Origin of the sequence: Micromonospora sp. NPDC005710 (genome assembly GCF_040630995.1) — a bacterium.
Lineage (GTDB): Bacteria > Actinomycetota > Actinomycetes > Mycobacteriales > Micromonosporaceae > Micromonospora.
In genome coordinates this window covers 96827-118887 of sequence record NZ_JBEXYP010000017.1, presented here as the reverse complement: position 1 = coordinate 118887, position 22061 = coordinate 96827, and the positions used below count along the sequence as shown (strand labels likewise).

General features: G+C 69.7%; 24 protein-coding genes. 12 read left to right on the top strand and 12 right to left on the bottom strand.

Going from position 1 to position 22061, the window contains the following annotated elements:
• Positions 1 to 78 precede the first annotated feature (78 nt).
• Positions 79 to 477, top strand: coding sequence for a VOC family protein (locus ABZ406_RS22735; RefSeq protein WP_357764964.1), 399 nt, complete (start codon positions 79 to 81; stop codon positions 475 to 477).
• Positions 478 to 833: 356 nt separating this feature from the next.
• Here ABZ406_RS22735 and ABZ406_RS22730 read toward each other — a convergent pair whose 3' ends face one another.
• The gene (locus ABZ406_RS22730) at positions 834 to 2015 is read right to left on the bottom strand and encodes a GDSL-type esterase/lipase family protein (RefSeq protein ID WP_357764961.1); all 1182 of its coding nucleotides are present in this window, start codon (positions 2013 to 2015) and stop codon (positions 834 to 836) included.
• Here ABZ406_RS22730 and ABZ406_RS22725 point away from each other — a divergent pair.
• The 4 genes from ABZ406_RS22725 (at position 1978) to ABZ406_RS22710 (ending at position 3726) form a co-directional block, all read left to right on the top strand.
• Positions 1978 to 2283: a hypothetical protein gene (locus ABZ406_RS22725; protein WP_357764958.1), complete on the top strand. Its 306-nt coding sequence runs from the start codon at positions 1978 to 1980 to the stop codon at positions 2281 to 2283. The two genes, ABZ406_RS22730 and ABZ406_RS22725, sit on opposite strands and share 38 nt — an antisense overlap.
• An 85-nt stretch (positions 2284 to 2368) precedes the next feature.
• Positions 2369 to 2809, top strand: a complete 441-nt coding sequence (locus tag ABZ406_RS22720; RefSeq protein ID WP_357764955.1) for a hypothetical protein — start codon at positions 2369 to 2371, stop codon at positions 2807 to 2809.
• Between the two features lie 138 nt (positions 2810 to 2947).
• Positions 2948 to 3346: a VOC family protein gene (locus ABZ406_RS22715; RefSeq protein ID WP_357764988.1), complete on the top strand. Its 399-nt coding sequence runs from the start codon at positions 2948 to 2950 to the stop codon at positions 3344 to 3346.
• Positions 3347 to 3462: 116 nt separating this feature from the next.
• Positions 3463 to 3726, top strand: coding sequence for a hypothetical protein (locus ABZ406_RS22710; protein WP_357764952.1), 264 nt, complete (start codon positions 3463 to 3465; stop codon positions 3724 to 3726).
• A 173-nt stretch (positions 3727 to 3899) separates the two neighbouring features.
• On the opposite strand, the gene ABZ406_RS22705 is transcribed toward ABZ406_RS22710, so the two are convergent.
• Positions 3900 to 4499 carry a helix-turn-helix domain-containing protein gene (locus ABZ406_RS22705; protein ID WP_357764949.1) on the bottom strand — a complete coding sequence of 200 codons (600 nt, stop codon included), beginning with the start codon at positions 4497 to 4499 and terminating at the stop codon, positions 3900 to 3902.
• Between the two features lie 85 nt (positions 4500 to 4584).
• Between ABZ406_RS22705 and ABZ406_RS22700 the strand changes: the two genes are divergently transcribed.
• Entirely contained in the window at positions 4585 to 5385 is an 801-nt protein-coding gene (locus tag ABZ406_RS22700; protein WP_357764947.1) for an SDR family oxidoreductase, read from the top strand.
• Between the two features lie 701 nt (positions 5386 to 6086).
• Here the strand turns inward: ABZ406_RS22700 and ABZ406_RS22695 are convergent.
• A complete protein-coding gene (locus ABZ406_RS22695) occupies positions 6087 to 6455 on the bottom strand; it encodes a helix-turn-helix domain-containing protein (RefSeq protein ID WP_357764944.1) in 369 nt (122 codons plus the stop codon).
• A gap of 96 nt (positions 6456 to 6551) precedes the next feature.
• Between ABZ406_RS22695 and ABZ406_RS22690 the strand changes: the two genes are divergently transcribed.
• Together ABZ406_RS22690 and ABZ406_RS22685 are read left to right on the top strand one after the other, a co-directional pair.
• A complete protein-coding gene (locus ABZ406_RS22690; RefSeq protein ID WP_357764941.1) occupies positions 6552 to 7520 on the top strand; it encodes a zinc-dependent alcohol dehydrogenase family protein in 969 nt (322 codons plus the stop codon).
• A 131-nt stretch (positions 7521 to 7651) separates the two neighbouring features.
• Positions 7652 to 8149 carry a DUF4395 domain-containing protein gene (locus ABZ406_RS22685; RefSeq protein ID WP_357764938.1) on the top strand — a complete coding sequence of 166 codons (498 nt, stop codon included), beginning with the start codon at positions 7652 to 7654 and terminating at the stop codon, positions 8147 to 8149.
• A gap of 224 nt (positions 8150 to 8373) precedes the next feature.
• Here ABZ406_RS22685 and ABZ406_RS22680 read toward each other — a convergent pair whose 3' ends face one another.
• The 9 genes from ABZ406_RS22680 to ABZ406_RS22640 all read right to left on the bottom strand — a co-directional run bounded on the left by ABZ406_RS22680 (position 8374) and on the right by ABZ406_RS22640 (position 16942).
• A complete protein-coding gene (locus tag ABZ406_RS22680; RefSeq protein WP_357764935.1) occupies positions 8374 to 9393 on the bottom strand; it encodes an LLM class flavin-dependent oxidoreductase in 1020 nt (339 codons plus the stop codon).
• A 296-nt stretch (positions 9394 to 9689) separates the two neighbouring features.
• Positions 9690 to 10751, bottom strand: a complete 1062-nt coding sequence (locus ABZ406_RS22675; protein ID WP_357764932.1) for an LLM class flavin-dependent oxidoreductase — start codon at positions 10749 to 10751, stop codon at positions 9690 to 9692.
• Between the two features lie 101 nt (positions 10752 to 10852).
• Complete coding sequence (locus ABZ406_RS22670; RefSeq protein ID WP_357764929.1) at positions 10853 to 11404, bottom strand: NAD(P)H-dependent oxidoreductase; 552 nt, start codon at positions 11402 to 11404, stop codon at positions 10853 to 10855.
• The gene (locus tag ABZ406_RS22665) at positions 11401 to 12465 is read right to left on the bottom strand and encodes an aldo/keto reductase (RefSeq protein ID WP_357764927.1); all 1065 of its coding nucleotides are present in this window, start codon (positions 12463 to 12465) and stop codon (positions 11401 to 11403) included. The genes ABZ406_RS22670 and ABZ406_RS22665 overlap by 4 nt, the downstream gene beginning before the upstream one ends.
• A gap of 19 nt (positions 12466 to 12484) precedes the next feature.
• A complete protein-coding gene (locus tag ABZ406_RS22660) occupies positions 12485 to 13822 on the bottom strand; it encodes an LLM class flavin-dependent oxidoreductase (RefSeq protein WP_357764924.1) in 1338 nt (445 codons plus the stop codon).
• Entirely contained in the window at positions 13819 to 14556 is a 738-nt protein-coding gene (locus tag ABZ406_RS22655) for an ABC transporter ATP-binding protein (protein WP_357764920.1), read from the bottom strand. Before ABZ406_RS22655 ends, ABZ406_RS22660 begins: the two co-directional genes overlap by 4 nt.
• Positions 14532 to 15368: an ABC transporter permease gene (locus tag ABZ406_RS22650; RefSeq protein WP_357764917.1), complete on the bottom strand. Its 837-nt coding sequence runs from the start codon at positions 15366 to 15368 to the stop codon at positions 14532 to 14534. The genes ABZ406_RS22655 and ABZ406_RS22650 overlap by 25 nt, the downstream gene beginning before the upstream one ends.
• The gene (locus ABZ406_RS22645; RefSeq protein ID WP_357764914.1) at positions 15365 to 16429 is read right to left on the bottom strand and encodes an ABC transporter substrate-binding protein; all 1065 of its coding nucleotides are present in this window, start codon (positions 16427 to 16429) and stop codon (positions 15365 to 15367) included. The genes ABZ406_RS22650 and ABZ406_RS22645 overlap by 4 nt, the downstream gene beginning before the upstream one ends.
• Positions 16430 to 16942, bottom strand: coding sequence for a flavin reductase family protein (locus ABZ406_RS22640; protein WP_357764911.1), 513 nt, complete (start codon positions 16940 to 16942; stop codon positions 16430 to 16432). It abuts the gene before it with no gap.
• Positions 16943 to 17546: 604 nt separating this feature from the next.
• On the opposite strand from ABZ406_RS22640, the gene ABZ406_RS22635 reads away from it, so the two are divergent.
• The 4 genes from ABZ406_RS22635 (at position 17547) to ABZ406_RS22620 (ending at position 22060) form a co-directional block, all read left to right on the top strand.
• The gene (locus ABZ406_RS22635) at positions 17547 to 18410 is read left to right on the top strand and encodes a DUF1684 domain-containing protein (protein ID WP_357764908.1); all 864 of its coding nucleotides are present in this window, start codon (positions 17547 to 17549) and stop codon (positions 18408 to 18410) included.
• A 33-nt stretch (positions 18411 to 18443) separates the two neighbouring features.
• A complete protein-coding gene (locus ABZ406_RS22630) occupies positions 18444 to 18977 on the top strand; it encodes a flavin reductase family protein (RefSeq protein WP_357764905.1) in 534 nt (177 codons plus the stop codon).
• A gap of 88 nt (positions 18978 to 19065) precedes the next feature.
• Positions 19066 to 19974: a zinc-binding dehydrogenase gene (locus ABZ406_RS22625; RefSeq protein WP_357764902.1), complete on the top strand. Its 909-nt coding sequence runs from the start codon at positions 19066 to 19068 to the stop codon at positions 19972 to 19974.
• A gap of 439 nt (positions 19975 to 20413) precedes the next feature.
• On the top strand, positions 20414 to 22060 hold the full coding sequence (locus ABZ406_RS22620; protein ID WP_357764899.1) for an ABC transporter substrate-binding protein: 1647 nt from the start codon (positions 20414 to 20416) through the stop codon (positions 22058 to 22060).
• Position 22061: the final 1 nt, after the last annotated feature.

Below are 22061 nucleotides of genomic sequence, written 5' to 3'. Positions count from 1 at the left end.
GTAAATATGGACCGTTTCTGTCCGGTATTGGTCCTAGCCTGTGAGGTGGAACGGCTCCACCGGAACAGGGAGATCACCATGAACTTCGTCTCGACCCGCATCATCACGGACGACGTCGCGCGCCTCGTCGACTTCTACGAGCGAGCCACGGGGGTGCAGGCGAGCTGGGCCAACGAGGACTTCGCTGAGGTCAGGACCACCTCCGCGACCCTCGCGATCGGCAGTACCCGCACCGTCCCGCTGTTCGCGCCCGGCGCCGCCCGTCCGGCCGACAACCGTACCGTCATCATCGAATTCCTCGTGGACGACGTGGACGGCGCGCATCAGAACCTGGCCGGCTTCGTCGAGGACTTCGTCAACGAGCCCACCACGATGCCCTGGGGCAACCGGTCGTTACTGTTCCGCGACCCCGACGGCAACCTCGTCAACTTTTTCACCCCGGTGACCCCGGCCGCCATCGAGAAATATGCGCGCTGACGACAGCGCAGCCCTCCGGCAGGTACCTCCGGCCGGAACGCGGGATCTCGGGGATCCCGGTGCGCGCGACGCGGTGGGCAACACTTCTGCGGCCAACGTCAGTGACAGGACCGCGCCGGGCCCCATACGCGCTCCTTCGCGAAGACGGCCATCCCCGTTGCCTGGGAACGCGGCGCGTGGCCCGGAATCCGCTCCCTTCCGCCGCCCAGCGTCACGGCGGGTACCAGGTCCGCCACGTCGCCTGGCCTGCCCCGTGGACGAGTCGGGGCCGCGACGGATGGAACACGCGGCCACAGGACAACGCAGGCCGGACTACGCGGCGCAGCACCGGCTCGTCCGTCGCTGCGCGGCGTACCTCAGCCGGTTTTGGTGGTGGCGAAAGGACCGCCGTCGCCGAACGCGAGCCGCGCGAAGTTGTCGGCGATACGGCGATGTCCGGCCATGTCGGGGTGTACCCCGTCGGGAAGCGGTAGCTCGGCGTAGTCCGCCTCGCCGTACAGGTCACGTCCGTCGAGGTAGTGCAGGTTCGGGTCATCGGCCGAGCGTTGTTCGACGATCCGGGCGAGTTCGTCGCGGATGACGGTGAGGGTCAGCCGCCCAGCGCTGCGCTCGGCCGGATCGCCAGTGGCCTTGAACCGCAAGGTCCCGCCCTCGAAGTCCGGCGCGAGAGGGCCGGGTGTGTCCTCCTGGACCGGGCACAGGATCGCGGACACGACCAGCAGTGGTGTGGTCGGGTGCCCTTCGCGGACGGTGTCGAGGAAGCCGTGGACCGCAGGGGCGAAGGCGCGCAGACGCATCACGTCGCTGTTGACGATGTTGATGCCGATCTTGACGCTGATCAGGTCCGCCGGGATGTCCCGCATGGCGCGGGCGGTGAACGGGTCGAGCAGGGCGCTCCCGCCGAACCCCAGGTTGACCAACTCCACGCCGCCCTCGGCCGCGGCCAGGGCTGGCCAGATGGCGGTGGGATGGCCGGCGTTCGAGCCGTGGCTGATGGAACTGCCGTGGTGCAGCCACGTCCTGCTCGCCTTGGGCGGGGTGTGCTCGACGGGCGCGTCGGTGCGCAGCGCGATCAACTCGGTGATCTCCGTGTGGGGAAGCCAGACTTCGATGTCCTTCTCACCCTCCGGCAGACCCGCGAAGCGGGCGGTGCCGGCCGGCCCTTCGGCGAGCACAGAGGTCTGGGTGAACATGTTGGTAACCGTCCGGACGTTGCCTCCCGGCACCGAGGCCTGTGCGGCCAGGCGGCCGTTGATCAGCAGGTCGTCGACGCCGTCCGGTGGGGCCGGGAAGCCTTGGTAGACCCGTTTGGTGGGCAGCGTGTCCAGTTCGATGGTGGTGGCCCGGGTACGGAAAGCCAGCCGCACGCCGGAGGGCTGGGCCTCAGCCATCGCCAGTTGGTCGTCGGGGATCTGCTGGCGCGCCCGGGCGGTGAGTCGATGCGGCAGTAGACCGCGCGCGGTCGTCTCCAGATCGACAAAGCCGCGCACGAGGCTCGCGGTGACCGGCGTGGTGATCAACTGGTGTTCGGTGGGCATTGCCTCAAGCCTCTCGATCGAGATCTCGATGTTCATCGGCGCGCCGCGCTGCGAACCGCTGGCGGTGGTGCGGCCGTCCTCGGGTCAGCGAGTGCTGCGGTTGGGTAAGACCGCGTCGAGCGAATCTACGATCCATTCCCAGAATTCCAGCGCGTTGGGAGCGCTGTGTTCGAAACCACCGGCTAGCTCCGAGCCGACACGGCCGTGGAATACGCTGGCCGGCGCGGAACGCAGCGACCGTACGCCGCGGGTTTCGTTCCTGGGATGATGTTGGTGTGGTCGACCAACGCGCCAGTTTCACGTTGCTTGGCAGCGACGCCTTGGAGCGGTCCGCGGTGGTAGCGAACTGCGCCATGAACCGCGAGCGGCAGCTGTCCGGGGTCAACAGTTACACCCGGGAGCTGGGGTTCAACCCTCTTGACGTTCTCGCCGCCGGCCGGGCCGCACCAGGGCGGACGTTCGACCTGATCACCTGTTTGCACGGACTGCACTACGTCGGAGACAAACTCGCCGTCCTGACCCGCGCGGCCGGCTGGCTGACCCCCACCGGCCGCCTCGTGGCCGACCTGGACCTGTCCAGCATTCGGCTTCCTGACGGGCGACCCGCTGGGCAGCGCCTCACCGCTCAACTCCGTGCCGCCGGATTCTCCTACGACTCCCGTCGCCGCCGGATCAGCTGCACCGGCCGCCGCGACGTCCGCCTCCCGTACCGCTACCTCGGCGCCGACGACCGCGCTGGTGCCAACTACACGGGACAACCCGCCGTGCATTCCTACTACGCCGAGGGCCACTGACCGCACGGACGGCGTCCGCGCATGCCCAGTGCGGTTGCAGCGCTAAGCGTCTCGGACGGTCACTTCCCGGATCGAAGGGCATCGGAACGGGCCGTCGGTTCGGCGCCCCGATTCGGGGAGTATCTGCCAGAGTGGTTCATGCCTTTGAGCGCGTACCACCTCAGAACCTCGGTCGCCGTGTCCGACATTCAGAGGGCCGTGGCCTTTTACGAAGGCGCGCTGGGCCTGCGGCCGTTGCGGTCCGGCCCCAGCGCCACCATCGCCGACGGCAGCCGTGTCTATGGCTCCGGTGGTGGACCGGCGTTGAACGTGTACCAGTCGGTCACCGCCGGGAAGACCCCGGCGACGCTGGCGACGTGGTACGTCGACGACATCGCCCAGATCGTCGAGGAGCTCTCCTTGTCCGGCGTCGAGTTCGTTCGCTACGAGCAGTTCGAGCACGACGCCAAGGGGATCACCGCGCGGGCCGGAGGTGGACGTATCGCGTGGTTCCAGGACCCGGACGGCAACACCTTCGCTCTCGAAGCCGACGTCTGATCCCCCGGTTCGCGATCTGGTCCGTCACGTATGTCGACAACGCGGTCGAGGGTCTTGTTCGAGGTTGGCTGCGCGGCCGGCCCGGCCAGGCCTACTTCGTCACCGATCAGCACCCCGTGACCCTCCGCGACTTCCTCGAGAGCACCTTCACGATCTACGGAGTTGACGCCACGATCCCGGACATCGACGCCGGCACTGCGGCCACGGTGATTCCCGTCCCCGCGCGCTGGTTCCTGGAGCAGACCTGCACGCTGCGCACCGACAAGGCCGTCGCCGAACTCGGATACCGCCCGATCGTCACGCAGGTGGACGGACTGACCGCCGTGCGGGAGGCGATCGCCCGAAGCGGAGCCCCTGAGATCGACGCCGCACACGGCTGAATAGCTTCTCCGCGGTGCCCAGTGTCCCGGCCCGGCAGTCCTCGGACCCGGGGCGGGACAGCACCAGACCTCGGGACAGAGGGTGGGCGGGTGCGCCGTTTCGCTCTCGTAGAGAGTCGCGTGGACCGGCGGCGGACGAACTACCTGGTCGACCTCGAGCTTTCGGCGAAATTTCAGGGTTGAAGCGTGCGCAGCATCAGTGCGAGATAGCGGTGGGAAGCCGTCGCGGCGTCCGGCCCAGCGGCTAGGACGACGCCGTGGTGGGCGGCGATCAGCAGCCGGAAATCGGCGACGGTCAGGTCGGCGCGGACGGTGCCCATCGCCTGTGCCCGCTGCAGCAGCCGGGCGATGACCCGTTCGGTCTCCTGCCGCTCGTGGTCGAGCCCGCGTCCGGTGACCACCGCCTCGACGTAGGCCCTGGTGAAACCTCTGTCCTTCAACTGGTATGCGCAGAGCGTGCGAATCAGTTCCCGCAGCGCACGCGCCGGGTCCGGGTCGCTCATGGCTTCGGCGTGCATCGCCGCGCAATCGTTCCACTGGTCGCCGTAAGCGTCGGTGATAAGGCGGTCCCGGGTGGGGAAACGCCGGTAGACGGTGGCAACGGACACACCGGCGCTGCGGGCGATTCGGGCCACCGTGACGTCCTCGCCCTTCTCGGCGAAGGCGCGCCGTGCCGCAGCCAGGATGCGGTGTCGTTTCTCCTCGGCGTCCCAGCGCATCAAACGAGCGTACGCGCGGACGTTTCTGCGCATGAAGAAGTGCAACAACCGCATGCCGCGATCCCTCAGTCCGTTGGCGGGCGCACGACGAGGGTCGGACCGTGGTTCCTGCTTCGATACGCGAAACGAAGGGGAGATCATGGAAACGCTGGACGGCACGACAAGCCTCGTCACCGGCGCGAGCAGGGGCATCGGCCGCGCGATTGCCAAGCGGCTCGCCGCAGCGGGGTCGCTGGTGGTGGTGCACTACGGCACGAGCGAGTCGGCCGCGCAAGAGACCGTCGCGCAGATCGCCGAGGCGGGTGGCGCCGCGTTCGCGGTCGGCGCGAAGCTCGGCGTGGCAGGTGACGCCGATCGGCTCTGGACTGGCGTGGAGGCCGGGTTGGCCGAACGCGGCGCGCCGCGCGGCATCGACGTGCTGGTGAACAACGCGGCGATCGGCGGGGCCACGCCGACGCTGGCCACCGCACGGCCGGATGACTTCGACGAGTTGTTCGCGATCAACGTGAAAGCGCCGTTCTTCGTGATCCAGCGTGGCCTGAACCTGCTGCGCGACGGTGGCCGGATCGTCAATATCTCGTCCGTCGCCACCCGAGTCGCGATACCCGGCACTCTCGCGTATGCCATGACGAAGGGCGCGATCAACACGTTGAGCGTCACGCTGGCACAGGAACTGGGCGGTCGGGGTATCACGGTGAACGCGGTGATGCCCGGGACCACCGCCACCGAGAACAACGTAGCCTGGTTCGACGCCCAACCGGCGCTACGCGAGGTCGTCACCGGGCTTTCGGCCCTCCGTCGTGTCGGAGAGCCGGCGGATGTCGCGGACGTGGTCGCCTTTCTTGCCTCTCCCGCCGGGCGATGGGTGACGGGCCAGGTGATCGACGCCTCCGGTGGGGCGCATCTCGGCCTCTCCGTCGACCAGGGGCCGCCGGAGTAGATGCGCCCGTTCCGTCTGACGCTGGTCGATCGGGCGGAGACTGCGGTGACCGACTTACCGGCGGTGTGGCCGGTCTCTACGGCCGCAACCGCTTCAACGCCCGCGTCAGGTTCTTGTTGCCGCATCGAGGCCCGGGCCGTCGACCGCGCTCATCGCTGGACAGAGACGAGGGCTTTGACCCCTCGCCGGCGTCCTGAGGCGGGGCGACGCGGCGATCCGTCTGGGTACGGTGGGAGGTAGCTCCGCCGCACCCAGTCGCTCTTGCCGACCGGAGGTTCGGCTACGCCCGGCCCTCGGCGGACCCCGGACGAACAGGCAGGAGCGCCCAGCCGTCGTGGGGTGCGCGTCCAGCGCCCTGTCCTCGCTGGCCCGAGTCAGAGTGGACCGGCACCCCCTCGCCGACCCGGAAACTGCCGACACACGAGGGTTTCCGGGCGGCAGGGGCCACGGATCGCCGATCCCCCTCTGCGACGGTAGGTGGCGGGTCCCTGTTCGCGAAGACGAGATCCAACCGCCGCTGCCGACGTCACTGCGCCTGGTCTCGGCGGACGAGTGTGCCTCTGGCGGGAGCAGCGGCAACTGCACGGCCGAGTCCGTGGTAACGGCCACCGACGCTGCCGGTAAACCTCGATGCGGCTGGTCTTGTCCGTCACGCAGGCACCCGGAGCGAACGGGCCGGAACGCCGACGTGGGTTCTCTGGCTACCTGCTCCAGGGCTGCTTCTTCTCCTGGAAGTCGACGATCGCCTCTCCATTGTCGCGGGCCCAGTCGGTGAGTACCTTGATCGGCTCGACGAGGGTGCTTCCGAGCGCGGTCAGGCTGTACTCGACGCGCGGGGGCGCCTCGGCGTACGCGTGCCGTTCGACCAGGCCGTACGCCTGAAGACGGCGCAGCGTCTGGGTGAGCACCTTCCGCGAGATGCCGCCGATGAGCTCAGCTAGTTTGCTGGGCCGCTGCGGCTCGAGGCTGAGCGCGAACAGCACGATCACCGCCCATTTCTCGGTAATGATCTCGACCGCCAGGCGGGTGGGGCAGTCGGCGAGGAAGACCTTTTCGGGGGTGTTGTGCACGAGGTCAAAAGTTACCAGTCGGTTCCTATCGACTCCGTAGCGTTTCTGGGCGTACCTCACTGATAACTGGAGGAGCCATCCATGCCACGAGTAGTTGTGTTCGACGAGACCGGTGGTCCGGACGTTCTGCGCATCGTCGAGGAGCCGGTTGTCGCACCTGCAGCGGGCGAGGTGCGCGTCCGGATCGAGGCCTTCGCGGTCAATCCGATCGACCGGATGGTCCGCGCCGGCCAGTCCCCGCGGCCCGTGCGGTTGCCGCACGCCCGGTTGGGCATCGAGGGGACCGGCGTGGTCGACGCGCTGGGATCCGGTGTCACCGGGCTGGCGGTCGGCGATCCGGTCATCCTCGGCGCCGTCCCGGATTTCGAGGCCAAGGGCGCCTACGCCGAATACACAACGGTATTGGCGAGCCGGTTGGTATCCCGGCCTGCCGGTCTGGACGTCCTGGGTGCGGCGGCGCTGTGGGTGGCGTACTTCACCGCGTATGGCGCGCTCGTTGAGAAGGCGGGGATGCGCCCCGGCGACCACGTCCTGATCACTGCGGCGTCGGGCGGCGTCGGACGCGCCGCGATCCAGATCGCCAACCAGATCGGTGCGATTCCCATCGCGGTTACCCGGCATACCGCGAAGCAGGAGAGTCTGCTGGCCGCCGGTGCTGCTGCGGTCATCCCCACTGACAGTGAGGAGGTGGCTGAATCCGCTCGGCTGCACACTGATGGCAGAGGCGTCGACATCATCCTGGACGCCGTCATGGGCCCAGGTTTGGCTGATCTGTCCCTGGCTGCCAAGCTCGGTGGCACCCTGGCAACCGTTGGCTGGCTGGACCCGAGGCCCGCGTCGTTTCCGGCGAATCCCTCACTGACCGTTCACCGTTATATGGCTTTCGCTGACATGACCGACCCGGAGGTCGTCAGACGTGTCGCGGCTTTCCTGGCTGCCGGCGTCCGTACCGGCGGGTTGCGGCCCGCGGTCGACCGGGTGTTCGGCTTTGACGACATCATCGAGGCGCACCGCTACCTGGAGGCGGGAACGTCAGAGGGCAAGATCGTCGTGAAGATCCATTAGCTTCGGGGGGACGCGCGACCACGTGGCAACCAGCACCTCGACGCCGGATGGTCTCGCACCCTGCAATCCGCTGGCCGCGCTCCGCGAATAATGGCTACTCAATCTATAGGAATAGTCGGTAGCATGTCGCCGTGGCCAGCGCGCTGTTCGGGTTCCCCAACCCCGTGAACGAGGTATCCGCCCGACTCGTCGCCAGTGGGGTGGTCATCCTGTCCACTGCGACGATCGTGCTGGACCAGCCCTGGATCTGCGCGCTGATCGCGTACGGGTTCGTCGCGCGGGTGCTCGCCGGCCCCAAACTCAGCCCGCTCGGCCTGCTCGTCACGCGGGTGATCACGCCGCGGCTACCGGTGCGGGCCAAGCTCGTCGCCGGGCCACCCAAGCGGTTCGCCCAAGGGATCGGCGCTGTGCTCACCCTGACCGCCGCTGTGCTGGCGCTCGGGTTCGGGCAGCACCTCGCGGCATACCTCGTCCTCGGCGCGGTGATCGTGGCGGCGACACTCGAATCCGTCTTCGCGTTCTGCGTGGGTTGCGCGATCTTCGCGGGGCTCATGCGGATCGGATGGATCCCCGAGGCCGTCTGCGTCGAATGCGGCGACATCTGGAGCCGCGTGCCGGCGAACGGCTAGGAGACCGTCGGATCGGCCCTCCGCCGACCGTGTGCGTCGCCCGGGCCGTTGGCCCGGGCGCCGTGGTCCCTGCCGCCGCCCATATAGCAGCACATCGAGCTCTCACGGCGACGGGTGTTGCTCCGAGTCGAGCGTTCGCGCCGCCTCGTCGAGGATCTTCTCCGGGCCGTGGCGGTTCCCTCGGTACGACGCGCTGGTCAGTTGGCGTTGGCGTTACGGCGCTGTCAGCGGCTGGGGTGCCACCCGAGCGCAGGGCCGAGTCGGGTCGCCATGTCGGTGAGGATCTGCGCGTAGTCGTCCGGCGTGAAGGTGAAGGGCAGCGCGAACGCAACCTCGTCGACCTCGCGGAACGCGACATTCTCCAGCAGCCGTTCGGCGATCAGCTCCGACGGGCCGACGAGGTCGGGGGCGAACATCATCCGGGCCGGACCCTGGGGTGACGCCGTTCGCGGCGTGCGCTGGAGGGCGTACTCCTCGTAGCGGGCACGTTGGGCCGGGGTGGCGGTGTCGGTGGGGATGACGACGAGCCCTTGCGAGACACGCGCCCGTTCGCCGTCCGGATGGTGGGCGCGAAACATCCGAATATGCGAGAGCTGGATCTCGGCAAAGTCGGTGGACTCCTCGGCCTTGACGACGCTGCTGGTGAGCAGGTTCATGCCGTGCTCTCCCGCCCAGCGAGCGGAGCTGAGGCTGCCGGCGCCGTACCACATCCGGGCAGCCAGGCCGGGGGAGTGCGGTTGCACCCGGCGAGAGAACTGCTCGAAACCCTCGACTCCGTCGACGTCGCTCGCCGGCTCGCCGCGAACAAGGTCGAGCAGCCGTCGCACCCGTGTATAGCTGAAATCTTCCGCTTCGGCGGTGTCCGGGTAGAGCGATTCGCGGACCCGGTCGTAGTGCATCGGTGGGCCGACGCTCACCCCGGGGTTGAGGCGCCCGCCGGAGAGGACGTCGACAGTGGCCAGGTCCTCGGCCAGCCGCAGTGGATTCTCCCAGCCGAGCGGGATGACAGCGGTGCCGAGCTCGATGTGCCGGGTCCGCTGTGAGGCCGCCGCCAGGACGGCGATCGGTGAGGAGATGCCGTACTGGAGGTGCCGGTGGCGTACCCAGGTGCTGTCGAACCCGAGTTGCTCGCCCAACTCCACGAGTTGGAGTGTCGCCTCATGGCCGGTGCGCGGGTCGGCCTCGTCGAACAGGCCGATGGTCAGGAAGCCGAGCTTTCGCAGTGGCGCCGACCGTCTCGACACAGATGTTCCACTCACCGTCCGCCTCCGAGGATGCTTGTCCAAGGACTCAAACCCTACCTGGCTGGTAGGAAAATCGATCGCATGCCGCCTGTTCGGCTCACCACCCGCCGGATCGTCGGTCGGGAGGCCGGGAGGCCGGGAGCTGACCGTCGGCCCGGCTGCAGCCACGACTGCCTGAACGCGCACTTCGGCTGCTGCTCGGCAGTCTTGCCGCGGCCCTCGCGGTCTTCTACCTCAGCCAGGGCATCCGCTGACAGGCCCTCCGGCTGTGTCAGTCGATTGTTGATCCGCCCGCGTCAGGTGCGCAGCAGTGGCAGAAGGTGGTCGCCCTGACGCGTGATTTCGGGAAGGTACGGCGTGTCGGAGAGCACGAAGTGGTTGATGCCCAGCCGCTGGTATTTGCGCAGCGAGTTCGCCACGTCCTGCGCGGAGCCGACCAGCCAGGTGGTGCCCGCTCCGCCGCCACCGTACTTGCCCGGGGTGGTGTAGAGGTTGTCGTCGAGGACCTCTCCGCGTGCGGCGAGGTCGAGCAGCCGCCGCTGACCGACTGCGGTCTTCCAGTGGTGACTGCGTGCGGCGCCTGTGCCCTTGGCCATCTCGGCGACTTTGGCTTCGGCATCGGCCCAGGCCTGTTCGGTGGTGTCTCGCACCAGTGTGGTGACCCGCAGCCCGAACTCCAGCGGGGCGTGCTCACGTCCCAGTTTCTCGCTGAGCTGTTTGAGCCGCTCGATCCGGTCGGCCACGCCGTCGAGCGGCTCGCCCCAGAAGAGTTGGACGTCAGCCTCGGTGGCGGCCACCTCTTCGGCGGCGGGGGAGGCGCCGCCGAAGTAGAGCCGGGGGTGGTTGCGTTCACTGTTGACGACCGGTCGGAGCGCCAGGGTAGAGCCGGTCACGGCGAAATGCTCGCCCTGGTAGGTGACGCTCTCCTCGGTCCACAGCTTGCGGACGATCTGGAGGAACTCTCTGGTGCGGGCGTAGCGGTGGGCCGGATCGCTCTCGCCGTCGCCGTATGCGGCCAGGTCGTCCTTTCCCGAGACAATGTTGATCAGCGTTCGGCCCCCGCTGAGGTGGTCGAGCGTTGCGGCGGCGGCGGCGAAGTTGGCGGGTCGCCAGTAGCCGGGTCGGATCGCGATCAGCGGCTGGAACGTGGTCGTGCGTGCGGCGAGCGCGGTGGCGACCGTGAACGTGTCGGGCCGTCCCCAGCCGGTCCCGAGGAGCGCGCCGCCCCACCCGTGCTCCTCGAGAGCCCTGGCGTGGCTGGTGAGGGTATCCAGGCTGTTGTGGTCGTCGATGACGTCGTCGCCGCGGTGGCCGGGCTGGACCTGGTTCGGGATGTACCAGAGGAACTCGGAACTCATCGGTGGCGGCCTTCCAGTTGGGTGAGATGGCGGCAGCGGTCATCGCCCGCAGGGGTGGCGGTGACCGTGCCGCCCCGCGGGTGAGTCGGGTCAGGGTCGTGTCACGCCACGCTGGCCCGCTGTGCGTCGATCGCGGTGGTGTGCTGGTCGGCCCACTGCGCCGCGATCTCGTACACATCTGTCAGCTGCGACTCGAGTACGGCGAGCGGCGGCGCCGGGACCTGTGCGCCCAGTTCGACGAGCACGTCGCGCAGGGCTGACGAGGCCGCGTCGGCGTGCGCCGGCGAGGCGGCCACGGCCAGTGCCACAGCGACCACGCCGGCCAGCTCCCGGTGCCCGAACTGGTCGAGGAAAACCTTCAACAGGCCGGTGTAGCTGCCCTTGTAGGTCGGTGTCGCGACGACCAGCAGCCGCGCCGACCGGACCGCCGCGAACGGATCGGGGCCGGTCTTCGCCCCGTACGCTGGTTCCGGTCCGAATGACACTCCGACGATCTCGGCCAGCTCCAGCACCTGCACGACTCTCGGCGGTCCGTTCAACCGATCCCGTAGTGCCTCGGCCACCGCCTCGGCGATGCCTCGGGTACGTGACCCGGCACGAGGGTTGCCCACCAGCACGACGATGTCCGGTGTCGGCGAGGGGCTGTCGCTCATGAGGGCACGCCGATTCGCCGCACCGATGAGCCGCCGCCTCGGCGGTACGCCGGCTCGGTCAGCCACGGAGGCTGATAACCGGCGTCGGCGGGGTTCAGCGTGGTGCCGGGCGGGACGATGGCGTCGATGCGGTCCAGCACGTCCGTGGACAGCGTCACCTTGGCGGCGCCGAGCTGTGACTCCAGGTGCGCCAGGGTGCGCGGCCCGATGATCGCCGACGTGACCGCCGGGTGTTCCAGGACGAAGGCGATCGCGAGATGAATGAGCGAGAGCCCGGCCTCGTCGGCGAGTGCGGCCAGTTCGTCGACGGCGGTCAGTTTGGCGGCGTTGGCGGGCAGGGTCGGGTCGAAGCGGGCCGGTAGCCTTTCGGCGCGTCCGGAGATCGGCGCTGTCAGCTTGGAGTGGTAGCGGCCGGACAGCCACCCGCCGGCCAGCGGGCTCCACGGGATCACCGCCAGCCCGTACCGCTGTGCCACCGGTAGCACCTCGCGTTCGATCCCGCGGGCCAGAATCGAGTACGGCGGCTGCTCGCTGACCACCCGTTCCCTGCCGCGGCGCTGCGCGATCCACTGCCCCTCGACGATCGCTGACGGGTCGAAGGTGGACGTGCCGATGTAGCGGATCTTGCCTTGGCGCACCAGGTCGGTGAGCGCGCCCAGGGTCTCGTCGAAGTCCGTGTCCGGCTCCGGGCGGTGTGCCTGGTAGAGGTCGATCCAGTCGGTGCCCAGTCGCCGCAGGCTGTTCTCGACCGATCGGATGATCCAGCGTCGGGAGTTGCCGCGGTGCTGCGGGTTGTCACCGACCTGGCCGTGGAATTTGGTGGCCAGGAAGACGTCGTCACGTCGTCCGCCCGCGAGGGCCTTGCCGACGATCTCCTCCGACTCGCCGTGGGAGTAGACGTCTGCGGTGTCGATGGCGGTGATGCCCTCGTCGAGGGCCCGGTGGATGATCCGGATGCCGTCCTCGTGGTCCGGGTTGCCCCGTTGTCCGAAGTTCATCGCGCCCAGGGTCAGGGCGCTGATGCGGACGCCGGTGTGTCCGAAGGGTCGTTGGTCGACCATCACTTCTCCTTCACGTGGTTCAGTGGGACGCGGTGGTGAGTTGCCGGGTGAACTGGTTGGCGGGTCGGGGCAGCCCGTAGTGCTCGCGCAGGGTGGTCCCGACGTACTCGGTGCGGAACAACCCGCGGCGTTGCAGGATCGGCACGACGTGCTCGACGAACGTCTCCAGTCCGGAGGGCAGTACGGGGGGCATGATGTTGAAGCCGTCGGCCGCGCCGCCGCGGTACCACTGCTCGATGGCGTCGGCGACCTGTTCCGGTGTGCCGGCGAAGGTGCGGTGCCCGCGCCCGCCACCGAGGCGGCCGATGAGCTGGCGGACGGTCAGCCGTTCGCGCCGGGCCAGCGTGACGATCAGCGTGTACCGGCTCTTGGCGCCCTCGATCTCGTCCTCGCTCGGCAGGTCGGCGGGCAGTTCGCTGTCCAGGTCGAGGTCTTCCGGTGCGACCCGCAACGTCGTGGCGAGCTGCTGCCGGGCGTACTCCGGTTTGATCAACCGGTCCAGCTCCTCCTCCAGGGCACGGGCCTCGGCCTCGGTGGCCCCGATGGCCGGAACGATGCCGGGCAGGATCTTGATGGTGTCCGGGTCGCGGCCGACCTGCGCGGCACGCCGCTTGAGGTCGCTGTAGAACGCCTGCGCCTCGGCGAGTGTCTGCTGGGCGGTGAAGACGGCCTCCGCGTAGCGGGCGGCCAGGTCCTTGCCGTCCTCGGACGAACCGGCCTGCACCAGCAGGGGGTATCCCTGCGGGGAACGTGGGACGTTGAGGGGGCCGGCGACGCGAAAGTGCTGCCCGGAGTGCTCAGGTGGGTAGAGCAGTTCGTCGTCGCCCCACCGCCCGGCGTCCTTGTCGCCGAGCGGCGCGGCGTCGTCCCAGCTGTCCCAGAGTTTCTGGGACACCTCGATGAACTCGGCGGCCCGCTGGTAACGGTCCCGGTGCGCCGGCAGGTCGTCGAGGTTGAAGTTCCGGGCCGCCTTCTCGCCGGCGGTGGTGACGATGTTCCACCCGGCCCGCCCGCCGCTGATGTGGTCCAGCGACGCGAAGCGGCGGGCCAGGTTGAACGGCTCGTTGTATGTCGTCGACGCCGTCGCGATGAGCCCGATGTGGGTCGTCGCGCCGGCCAGAGCGGTGAGCAGCACGGTCGGCTCCAGGGTGCCGCCCGGCCGCCGGCCGATGCTGTTCCACAGCACCGGGCTGTCGGCGAGGAACAGCGAGTCGAGCTTGCCGCGTTCGGCGATGCGGGCCAGGCGGGTGAAGTGGGCGACGTCGGTCTGCGCGAACGGGTCACTTTCTGGCAGCCGCCAGGCCGCCTCGTGGTGGCCGACGCCCATGAGGAACGCGTTGAGGTGCAGCATGCTCATCCTTCCGTCTGGTTGACGCCGAGCGCCCGCAGCAGGGTCTCGCGATACGCGAGGAACTGCGGCTGTCGGTACGACCGTGGTGTCGGCAGGTCGATGGCGAGGTCGACGGCGATCCGGCCGCTGTCCAGCAGCAGCACCCGGTCGGCAAGCGTGATCGCTTCGTCGACGTCGTGTGTCACGAGCAGCACCGTGGGTCGGTGCCGGGCATGGAGGACCCGCAGCAGGGCGTGCATGCGCAGCCTGGTGAGCGCGTCCAGTGCGCCGAACGGCTCGTCGGCGAGCAGTAGCTCCGGCTCGGACACCAGCGCCCGGGCCAGCGCCACGCGTTGCTGCTCGCCGCCGGACAGTTGGCTGGGCCAGGCCCGCTCCCTCCCGGCGAGGCCGACCTCGGCGAGGGCCGCACGGCCGCGCTCGGTGGCGTCCGGCCCGCGCAGACCGAGGAGTACGTTGTCCAGCACGCGCTGCCACGGCAGAAGTCGGGCGTCCTGAAAGACGACCGAGGAGTTCTCGGGTACGTCGACCAGACCCGAGCCGGTGGCATCGCCGTCCAGGCCGGCGAGCGCACGCAGGAGTGTGCTCTTGCCCGAGCCGCTGCGTCCCAGCAGCGCGACGAACTCGCCGGTGCCGATTTCCAGGTCGAATGCGTCGAGGACCACCCGGTCCCCGAATCCTCGCGCCAGGCCGTGAACGTGTACGGCGCGGGATGTCGTCAGTCCGCCAGCGTGCGTCGCCATGACAGGGCCTTCCTCTGCGCGAGCCGGACGGCACCGTCGGACAGCAGCCCGAGCAGTCCGTACAGCACGAGTCCAACGATGATCACGTCGGTCTGGCCGTACTCGCGGGCGAGATCCATCATGTAGCCGATGCCGCTGGTGGAGTTGATCTGCTCCACGACCACCAGGGACAGCCATGCCCCGACGACCGCGAACCGCATGCCGAGCAGGAAACCGGGCAGCGCGCCGGGCAGCACGATCCGGCGGATGAAGGTTGTCCGCCGCAGTCGTAGCGACTCGCCCAGCTCGACGTACCGGCTGTCGATGGTCCGCAGCCCGTTGTGGGTATGTATGTAGACGGGAACGAACACGCCCAGCGTGATGGTGATGACCTTCATCTGCTCACCGATGCCGAACCAGAGGACCAGCAGCGGAATCAGCGCGAGAGCCGGGATGGCACGCTTGATCTGGATCGGCCCGTCCAGGATGGCCTCGCCCCACCGGCTCAGACCGGCGAGCAGGGCCAGCACCGTGCCGACGGCGGTGCCGATGGCGAGGCCGAGGCCGGCCCGTTGAGCGGAGATCGCCAGGTTGTCCTGCAGTCGACCGTCGGCGATGAGGTCGCCCGCCGTGACCACCACGGTCCAGGGTGCCGAGAGCGTACGGGGGTCGATCCAACCGGCGGCCGAGCCGGCCGCCCACACCGCCAGCAGCAGGGTCGGGCCGATCGCCGCCCCGAACGGGATCGGGCGTCGCGGCTTGAGTCGGCGTCGCGGCCGGCCGGCGGGAGCGGCGGCGGCCGACCGGGGTCGGGTCGGTGCCGAGACGGTCACTGGGTACCTCCGGCAGTCAGCGCCTGCGCACCGACCGACTCGTACCGTCGGTCGTACAGGTCCTCCGCCGTGAGGGGTTTGTTGCCGGTTTCCCTGGCGAGCAGGTCGATGGTTTCCTGGTGTCGGGCGATGGCCTCGGTCCAGCTCGCCGGGATGTCGGCCACGCCGCCGTTCTGGACCAGCCACCTGCCGTCGTCGGCGGTGAGGCCCTGGTCCTTGACGTAGTACCGCTCGATCCACTCGTCCGGATTCGCCTCGCGCCACCGCCAGGCGCGCGCCCACGCCTGCGTGTACTCGCGGATCGCCGCCGCCTTCGCCGGATCACCGAGTACGGTGACGGGCGCGTAGAGGTGACCGGGATCGTCGCGCAGTCCGTGCGCGATCGTCGTCGCGCCATCCCGGGCGTACTTGGTCTCGTAACGCTTGATCTGCACACCGCCGATCGGCGCGATCTCGACCTGGCGGCTCGCGAGCGCGGTGTTGTAGACATCGCCGGTGCTCGGCAGCTCCACCAGCTTGACGTCCTTCTTGTTGAGGCCGGCCTTGTGAAGCACCCGCAGGACGAGCGCGCCCTGCGCCTGTCCCGGGCTGTACGCGATCTTCTTCCCGCGCAGGTCGGCGAGGGCGGCGACCGTGATGCCGGGGGCGACGCCGAGCCGGTAGATGGCGTGGTTGAGCGGGTCCTGGCGGAACTTCGAGGCCACGATCTTCGTGGGGATGCCGGTCCAGTGCGAGTGGATCGGCGGGATGTCGGCCACCGAGCCGATGTCCAGCGCCTTCGCGCGGAATGCCTCCAGGGTCTGCGGGCCGCCGCTGATGTTCGCCCACTCCACCTCGAAGCTGAACTTGTCGGATTCACCGGAGAACTCGATCGCCTTCTGGTGCTCCTTGTCGCCGACGACCAGCTTGGTTCCCTTCGGCACGACCTCAGGCAGCGGCGCGCCCGCGGCCAACGCCGCGGTGGGTCTGTCGTCACCGGCGCAGGCGGTCAGGCCCAGCGTCGCCGCGCCGAGGGTCGCGGACAGGAAGGCCCGACGGTCCAGGAGGGATGATGAGGTCACTTACAACTCCTTCGTCGCTGGTTGCAGGGCTGCGTAGCGCCCCATGTGGTAGAGCAGCGGCGCGCCGTCGCGGTGACTGGCGATCAGCGGCTCCGCGATCACGATGGCGTGGTCGCCCGCGGACACCCGTTGGGTCACGCGACACAGGAGCCAGGCGACCGGCTCGTCCAGCAGCGGCACCCGGTGCGGCCCGTACCGCCACCCTGGATGTGCGGCGAACCGGTCGATGCCGCTTGTCGCGAAGGTGCGCGCGACGTCCGCCTGGTTCTCGCCGAGCAGGTGCACGGCGACGTGCTCCGCGTCGGCGACCGTCGGCCAGCTCGACGACGATCGGGCCAGGCAGAACGACACCAGCGACGGATGCAGCGACACCGACGTCAGCGAGGTGACGGTGAACCCGGCCGGTGGCTCGCCCGCGGCGGTGACCACCGCGACTGCGGCGGCGTGCCGGCGTAGAAGAGCACGGAACAGGTCCGGGTCGACCGGAGTCACGGGTTCGGCGATGACGGTCATGGCTGTCCTCCTGGGTCGATGAAGACAGGTACCGCCGCCCCGAGTACGCGTGGACGTAGGGCGGCGAGCAGCAGTCGATCGGTGCGAGGAGTCGGCAGCCGGTCATCGTCGAGCCGGCGGCGCGAGGGGGGAGGGAGGGGGTGCGGGCTCAGCGGCAGCAGCCGCAGGCGGCGGTCCAGCCACGGCAGCATCCCCGCGACACCGCGATGGCGGTGCCCCGAAGCAGGGTGTGTTGGCTGGTCACGGATACGACGCTAACCAACAATTCCTATGTGTCAAGTAGGATTTCAGGCCCTGGGATCCGCCCGTCGACAGGCCGTTACGACATCCGGCGCCTGGCATCCCGAAGTCATGTGGTGCCGCCTGGTGCCGGGGACTTGAAATCCTACTTGTTTGGTAGGAAAATCGGCCCATGCTGCTTGTTCGGTTGTTCACCTCCCGCCGGGTCGTCGACCTGATGCGGGTCGCCGCGCAGCTCTGTCGCCCGGCGGTCCTTCCGGCCTGAGCGGGCGATCCCGGCCCGTCGGTCGTCGTCCCGCCGGCTCGCATCCGGCGCCTTCGCACCCGTTCCCGAGCGGCCGCACGTCAACGAGAGGGACCCCTCATGACCAGTGATCTCGCACCGTCCGCATCCCCCGACGCCGCACGATCCACCCGTGCGTTCACCGAGGACTGGCAGGAGTGGCACCACCGGCACGAGGAGGCGCGGGCGGACCGCCACGGCTTCCTCGCCGTCGCCGGACTGCACTGGCTCACCGGGGAGCCGCAGCGGTTCCCCGGGGTGCCCGGGCAGTGGAGCACCGGGAAGGAGGGGCCGGCGGTGACCCTCGCCGACGACGAGGAGATCGTCGTCGAGGGCCGGAGCGTCCGCGAGCGGCATCAGTTCGGGGCGATCGCCGAGCGCGCCGGCATCACAGTGGGCATCGTCGGTGGCGTCCTTGAGGTGGCCCGGCGGGGTGGGCACGACATCCTCCGACCCCGACGCCCCGACCACCCGCTGCGGAGGCGCTACCGCGGCACCGCCACCTACCCGCCCGCCGAGCGGTGGGTGCTCCAGGGGCAGTTCCTGCCGTTCGACAGTCCCCGACCGACCACTGTCGGCGCTGCCGTGGAGGGCCTCCAGCACGTCTACGACGCGCCCGGTCGGATCGAGTTCAGCGTCGACGGCCTGCCGCTGAGCCTGACGGCGTTCAACGGTGCGGGGCCCGGCAGCCTGTCGGTGCTGTTCACCGACAGCACCTCCGGCGTCACCACCTACCGCGCCAACCGGTCGTTGGCCGTCGGGGCACCGGACGAGGAGGGTCGGGTGACGCTGGACTTCAACCGGGCCGTCAACCTGCCGTGCGCGTACACCGACTTCGCGACCTGCCCGCTGCCACCGACGGAGAACCGGCTGCCGGTCGCCGTCGAGGCCGGCGAGAAGACCCCGTTCGAGCGGCTGGTGGCCGACCCCGCCGTCCGTTCCTAGCGCTCCGCGCCGCCACCCCTCGGGAGGAACGCCATGACCTCGTCCACCGAAGCCCCGATCGACGCCGACGCCGACGCGCTGCGCCGGTTGCTGCGCCACCAGGCCAGCACCGTCACGGTGGTCACCGCCCCCGGTGCGCCGCCGGTAGGCTTCACCGCGACATCGTTCACCTCGGTGTCGCTGACGCCGCCGATCGTCTCGTTCTGCCTGAACCTCGGCTCGTCCACGTGGCCGACGCTGGCCCAGGCGCGGCACGTGGCGGTGCATCTGCTCGCCCACGGCCAACAGGACTTGGCCAAGACCTTCGCCACGAGCGGGATCGACCGCTTCGCCGCTCCGACCCGCTGGCGGCCCGGGCCGAACGGGCTGCCGATCCTCGACGGCGCCCTGGCCTGGCTGGTGTGCCGGGTCGTCGACCGAGTGGTCGTCGGCGATCACGTGGTCGTGCTGGCCGAGCCGGAGCTGCTCCGGCACGCCGACGTCGGCTCCCCGTTGCTCTACCACCGGGGTCGCTACGCGGGTCTCGCGGACGCTCCGGACGGCACAGCCCGCCGCGCCGCCGCCTGACCATCGGGCCGGCGTCGTCCGCCGGTCGCCGACAGGGTCGTTGGTGTGTGCCACCAGTCAAGAACCTCGTGGAGACCCAGGGGGTTGTATGCGGGCGATCGTCGCCGCTCCGGACGCCGCCGACGGATTCCGGCTGATCGATGTCCCCGAGCCCGAGGTCGGGCCGGGGCAGGTGCTCGTCGAGGTGCGGCACGCCGCCGTCAACGCCGGCGAGATCCGTCACCTCGATCTCTGGCCGGCCGGACGAGTGCTCGGGCACGATGCCGCCGGCGAGGTGCGGCGGGCCGCCGAGAGCGGTCCGGGTCCGCGGGTGGGAGACCGGGTGCTCGCCTTCGGGCCGGGCGCGTGGGCCCAACGCGCGGTGTTCGACCTGGACAGCGTCGCGGTGGTGCCCCCCGACATCGACCTGTCCGAGGTGGCCGCACTGCCGATGGTCGGCCTCACCGCGCTGCGGACGCTCCGGGCGTCCGGTCCGCTGCCCGGGCGTCGCGTGCTGATCACGGGGGCGTCCGGGGGAGTGGGCCGGGTGGCGGTCCAACTGGCGCGGCACGGGGGTGCGTCCGTGATCGCCGCGGTCGGGTCGGCGCCCCGGGGCGACGGGCTGGCGGCGCTGGGGGCCGACGAGGTGGTGGTCGGCCTCGAGGGCGTCGGCCACCCGGTCGACGTGGTGCTGGAGACGGTGGGCGGTGCCCAGTTGGTGGCCGCGTGGGGCCTGCTCGCGCCGGGCGGGGTGCTGCACAGCATCGGCTGGGCCTCCGGCGAGCCGGCCGTCTTTCCGGTGAACTCCACCTTCGCCCCGGGCACATCCCGAACGTTACGGTCCTTCGGCGACGCCACCGCCCCGGCAGCCGATCTTGCGCTGCTGGTGGACCTCGTGGCCCAGGGGGTGCTGCGGGCGCCGATCGGCTGGCGCGGCTCGTGGCATCGCCTCGGGGTCGCGGTCGAGGCGATGCGGGAACGACGGGTGCCGGGCAAGGTCCTGCTCGATCTGGACTGACGCTCCCAGGCGGTGACGTGTCCGGCGGACCGATCCCGGCCCGCGCGGGTCCAGGCCGACCTGCGGACGCATTTCCTCCAAATCCTATAGCCTTAGTAGGGATTACGTCAATGAATCGGCGTCCCCGCGTGCGATAGCCGACATCCATCGACCGATGTGTTGACACCGATCCGCACGGCGAGTGAACTCGGCTCATGTCCAGCGAGCTGCGGCTGACGATCCGCGGCCACATCGACTTCGGTCGGGTGTGGTCGAGTTCCTGTCTGGCCTGACCGGCACCCGCTTACCCGGCCCGCCACACCGGCCGGCCGAAGGTGGAGCTCACTGCCGAGCCGACCGCCGAGCAATCCGCACCGACACCCCAGGACCGACCCGCGCTCACCGCGCCGGGCCGGGTGTCGGCGTACCCGTACCGCCTGCCTGGACAGGAGACCTCGCCATGCCCGCCAACCGTTTGCGAACCCTCGCCGCCGCCGCACTCGCCCCGCTGCTCGCCCTCGTCGCCGGCTGCTCCACCGCCACCACGCCGGCCGCCGAAGCCGCCGGCGAGCCGCGCTCCGGCGGCAGCCTCACCTGGGCCGTGGAGACCGAGCCGATCACCCTGAACCCGCACCAGTACGCCCAGGCCAAGGCTCGACTGTTGGTCTGGAACACCTTCGAGTCCCTGCTCACCTACGACCAGCAGGGCAAGCTGGTGCCGTGGCTGGCCACCGGTTGGCAGGTCGCCCCGGACGGGTTGGCGTACACGCTGACACTGCGCGACGGCGTCACCTTCTCCGACGGCACGCCCCTGGACGCCGCAGCCGTCAAGGCGAACATCGACAAACTCCGCGAACCCGGTTACGCCCCCGCCGTCGCCGCCGTGCAACTGCGCAACCTCACGTCCGTCGAGGTCGTCGACCCGCGCACCGTACGGCTCACTCTCACCAGGCCCGACGTGCTGATCCTCGACTTCCTCGCCTCCCCGCAGGGCGCGCAGATCTCGCCGAAGTCGTTGCGCGAGGCGAAGAACCTCAAGGCCGGCGGCGTCGACGTGGTCGGCACCGGACCGTTCGTGCTGGACCGCTACGTCGCGGGTCAGGAGCTGCACTACCGGCGCAACCCCGGCTACGACTGGGCGCCGCCCACCGCGACGCACACCGGCCCGGCGTACCTCGACGAGATCATCTACCGGTTCCTCAAGGAGTCGGCGGTCCGCGTCGGCGCCCTCACGTCGAGTCAGGTGCAGCTCATCGAGGGAGTGCCGGCCACGGACCAGCCGCTGGTCACCGGCAATCGGACGCTGCGCCTGACCAGGGAGCTCAACTCCGGCTCCGCCTACTCGTACTACTTCAACACCTCCCACGCACCCTTCGACGACCTACGGGTCCGCCAGGCGTTCCGGGAGGCCGTCGACGTGGACACCGTGCTGCGGTCGGTCTACCGGGACACCGCGACCCGCGCCTGGAGCGTGATCAGCCCGTCCAGCCCGCTGTACGACAAGCGGCTCGACGGCAACGCGTACAGCGGCGACGCGGCCAAGGCGAACAGCCTGCTCGACCAGGCCGGCTGGACTGCCCGGGACGCCGACGGCTACCGGGTGAAGGCCGGCAGACGGCTCACCGTACGGCTCGTGCAGTCCGCACCCTTCGTCCGCGACCGCCGCGACGTCCTGGCGCAGGCCGTGCAGGCGGCCGTCAAGCAGAGCGCCGGTATCGACCTCAAGGTGTCGCTCGTCGACCAAGGGACCGCCACCGACGCCATCCAGCGTAACGAGTACGAGGTCTTCGACAACTCGCGGGCAGACACCGACGCCGGAGCGGCGCTGAACCTGCTGCTGCACTCGAAGGGCGGCATCAACCGCACCCAGGTCAACGATCCTCGGATCGACCAGCTCCTGGAGGCCGGTCAGGCCACCGCGGACCCGACGAAGCGGGCCGGCCTCTATGCCGACCTGCAGCAACAGGTCGTTGTCCAGCAGGCCCTGCTGCTGCCGCTGTACGCGCCCGCCGACCAGATCGCCGCCAGCACCGGCGTCGGCGGGGTGCGCTTCGAACCCACCGCCGGGGTGCCCGCCAGCGCGTACGACCTGTGGATCGGCAAGTGAC

What these genes read in the sequence shown, in the direction of transcription:
- ABZ406_RS22735 (WP_357764964.1), top strand. Translation starts at nt 79, where the DNA reads ATGAACTTCGTCTCGACCCGCATCATCACGGACGACGTCGCGCGCCTC.
- ABZ406_RS22730 (WP_357764961.1), bottom strand. Translation starts at nt 2,015, where the DNA reads ATGCCCACCGAACACCAGTTGATCACCACGCCGGTCACCGCGAGCCTC.
- ABZ406_RS22720 (WP_357764955.1), top strand. Translation starts at nt 2,369, where the DNA reads ATGAACCGCGAGCGGCAGCTGTCCGGGGTCAACAGTTACACCCGGGAG.
- ABZ406_RS22715 (WP_357764988.1), top strand. Translation starts at nt 2,948, where the DNA reads ATGCCTTTGAGCGCGTACCACCTCAGAACCTCGGTCGCCGTGTCCGAC.
- ABZ406_RS22705 (WP_357764949.1), bottom strand. Translation starts at nt 4,499, where the DNA reads ATGCGGTTGTTGCACTTCTTCATGCGCAGAAACGTCCGCGCGTACGCT.
- ABZ406_RS22700 (WP_357764947.1), top strand. Translation starts at nt 4,585, where the DNA reads ATGGAAACGCTGGACGGCACGACAAGCCTCGTCACCGGCGCGAGCAGG.
- ABZ406_RS22675 (WP_357764932.1), bottom strand. Translation starts at nt 10,751, where the DNA reads ATGAGTTCCGAGTTCCTCTGGTACATCCCGAACCAGGTCCAGCCCGGC.
- ABZ406_RS22670 (WP_357764929.1), bottom strand. Translation starts at nt 11,404, where the DNA reads ATGAGCGACAGCCCCTCGCCGACACCGGACATCGTCGTGCTGGTGGGC.
- ABZ406_RS22665 (WP_357764927.1), bottom strand. Translation starts at nt 12,465, where the DNA reads ATGGTCGACCAACGACCCTTCGGACACACCGGCGTCCGCATCAGCGCC.
- ABZ406_RS22660 (WP_357764924.1), bottom strand. Translation starts at nt 13,822, where the DNA reads ATGAGCATGCTGCACCTCAACGCGTTCCTCATGGGCGTCGGCCACCAC.
- ABZ406_RS22655 (WP_357764920.1), bottom strand. Translation starts at nt 14,556, where the DNA reads ATGGCGACGCACGCTGGCGGACTGACGACATCCCGCGCCGTACACGTT.
- ABZ406_RS22640 (WP_357764911.1), bottom strand. Translation starts at nt 16,942, where the DNA reads ATGACCGTCATCGCCGAACCCGTGACTCCGGTCGACCCGGACCTGTTC.
- ABZ406_RS22635 (WP_357764908.1), top strand. Translation starts at nt 17,547, where the DNA reads ATGACCAGTGATCTCGCACCGTCCGCATCCCCCGACGCCGCACGATCC.
- ABZ406_RS22630 (WP_357764905.1), top strand. Translation starts at nt 18,444, where the DNA reads ATGACCTCGTCCACCGAAGCCCCGATCGACGCCGACGCCGACGCGCTG.
- ABZ406_RS22625 (WP_357764902.1), top strand. Translation starts at nt 19,066, where the DNA reads ATGCGGGCGATCGTCGCCGCTCCGGACGCCGCCGACGGATTCCGGCTG.
- ABZ406_RS22620 (WP_357764899.1), top strand. Translation starts at nt 20,414, where the DNA reads ATGCCCGCCAACCGTTTGCGAACCCTCGCCGCCGCCGCACTCGCCCCG.